Below are 2,500 nucleotides of genomic sequence, written 5' to 3'. Positions count from 1 at the left end.
ATGTTCTTACTATATTTTTTGAATTTTTCATTCAAATCTCAGTTTTTTTCAATGATTTTTATGTGCGAAAGTTGAGTATTTTATTTATCAATTTAAAGCCGATATTAAAATTATAAAAAACCACTACTTTTTTGAAAATATAGTATAATAGATATAGTTAGATAGTTTATATTAGCTGTCTATCTATATCTTTTTATTTACTTCTAAAAGCAAAGGACAAAGGCGCCCGTAGGGTGCGTTTTGAGTTGCAGGTTCCAAGTTACAAGTTGCAAGTATTAGGGTCTTTCAATAAGTTTTAAAAGAAAACAATTTGCACCAATATTTTACTGGTAATAGTTTTAATTTTTCTTCTAGTTCTTTATTTTACTCTGTTCTAGCTATGTAATTTTTCGCAAAAAAAGTTTGAGTTCCTAGACAATAAAAAAACACTATCTTATTTTTTACATAAATATAGTAAGATACTATAGTTTTGCACTTTTTGATAATTACCAAAAACTGACGTAATAATTAGCATAATAAAAGAGGAATATATGTACAAAAGCAAAAACACCAAAGGAGTGATGTTTGTGTACATTTATATTCCTCAAGAAATACTACAGTTACTATTATTCCCTAGGGAATTGTTATCAATACCTAATTATAAATATTTTGTTAATTTCATTTGGTGTCTTTTAGTAACTGAGGGTAGAAAGACTACCAGAAATATATATATTGTTTCTTTTACAAGAGACATATAACCAGTTGGGAATAATTTTTAAGTAACTTCATGATTCATGGCGCACTTTTAGTAGCTTATGATACTACCCTTAATGCAAAGAATTCTAAAAAAATACTTGGTATCCAGAAGTGGAAGAATCATAGTGGTAATGCTGATAAAGGCGAATATATCACGGGTCACCATTTAGGTGTTTTAGGTATTATTGGTTCCTTTTTATCACAGAAATTTTTATGTTTCCCTTTACTTTTCCGTTTAATATCTGGAAAGTCTAATCCTTGCCAGTTTGTCAGTGATACAGATGGTAAAACAAGACCAATGAGCTTTTGGGATAATGCCCATGCAACACTATTTCAATTTGCAAAGTGGGCTTCAAAACATACTGTTAGAGTAGTTGTAGATGCATATTTTAGCAATAAATCATTTATTCAGCCACTACTTGATAGGAAGAATCCTATCCATATGATTACAAAATTAAAATGCAATACCATTGGCTATTTAGACCCTGAAACACCTAAAATTAAAAAACAAGGTCGACCAAGAAAACGAGGAAAAAAAGGTAAAAATATTTGAGTTATTTAAAACTGAACCTATTCAGATTATATCTGTGTGCCTATATGGTGAAATAAAGAATATTGAAGTTGTTACAATGGATCTATGGACATTAGAGCTTGATCGCAAAGCCTAAGTTGTTGTTACTAAAATAGGCAAAAAACTTACTGCGCTAATTAGTACAGATATAACCCTAACTCCAGCTCAAATCGTTGAAATATATGGTGCACGGTTTTCTATAGAAACATCAATTAGAGATATGAAGCAGCATTTAGGACTTGGTGATTATCAGCATCATTCGCTATTGCCTACACTTAGATTTTTACATCTTGTAGCAGTAGCCTATAGCATTGGAAAGATTACTCTCTTAAAATATTCTAATGCTACTGGCTTAGTGCACAAGATTATAATGGAGATACCCCATGGACATCTAAGCTTAGTTTTAAAAAAATTCGTATTTGTCTGAGAAGATTTTCCTTGGAAAAACTTGTTTTCTTCGAAACCGCATTAAATCAAGAAATATCCCAAAATACTTCTGTACTTCTGTAAAAGATGCTATATTTTCTATTGCTCCTTAATAGACTCAAGTAATTTTCTGTTGGAGTTTGATTTCTGCAAAACTATAGTAAGATAGTATTATAAAATAATTGATAAAAGGGTGTGTTAAAATGATTATTAGAAGAATTCTCGTTATAATTATACTCATTTCACTATTAATACCTATTTTTCTAATGATAAAACATAATATCATCGATAATTTGATTAATTTTTATAGAAGCGAAGGGATGTCAGACTGTGTTAAAATAATTAATTATTCCAGTGTTATCTCAAGATTATTAAATTATAATATTTAAATTTTACCAAATTATAAATTTTTTAAGCCTGACCCTAAAGCCTACTAAAGCCTAGAGATGCTTATAAAGTAATTGGTAAGAGTATAAGAGTGTCTACAAAAGACGGGGAAAATTATATTAAGATCCCAAAATTTTGGGAAGAATTTTGCCAAAAAGGTCTAGACCAGAAATTAATGGAATTATCAGATAGTAAAGATATGCTTGGTATATGTATGGATTATAGTAAGGAGTTTGAAGAAATAACATATGTAATTGCTATTAAAAAAACAAAGGATGTTAAGCTAGAGGGATTTGAGGAATTTGAAATACCAGCATCTACATGGGCTGTATTTCAATCAGTAGGGTCTATACCTGATGCAATTCAGAAGGTGTGGAAGAG

Annotated in this window: 3 protein-coding genes; all 3 read left to right on the top strand. The window is 29.7% G+C overall.

Going from position 1 to position 2,500, the window contains the following annotated elements; all coding sequences use genetic code 11:
* Window positions 1–766: 766 nt before the first annotated feature.
* Window positions 767–1,288, top strand: a complete 522-nt coding sequence (locus tag BUB36_RS20275) for a transposase (protein WP_073153807.1) — start codon at window positions 767–769, stop codon at window positions 1,286–1,288.
* Between the two features lie 130 nt (window positions 1,289–1,418).
* Window positions 1,419–1,733: a transposase gene (locus BUB36_RS20270; RefSeq protein WP_131821375.1), complete on the top strand. Its 315-nt coding sequence runs from the start codon at window positions 1,419–1,421 to the stop codon at window positions 1,731–1,733.
* Between the two features lie 477 nt (window positions 1,734–2,210).
* Window positions 2,211–2,500: GyrI-like domain-containing protein (locus tag BUB36_RS18680; RefSeq protein WP_131821373.1), on the top strand; the 290-nt coding region annotated here is incomplete at its 3' end.

The sequence above is a fragment of the Paramaledivibacter caminithermalis DSM 15212 genome, assembly GCF_900142245.1.
Classification (GTDB): Bacteria; Bacillota; Clostridia; order Peptostreptococcales; family Caminicellaceae; genus Paramaledivibacter; species Paramaledivibacter caminithermalis.
This window is presented reverse-complemented; position numbering and strand designations above follow the sequence as displayed.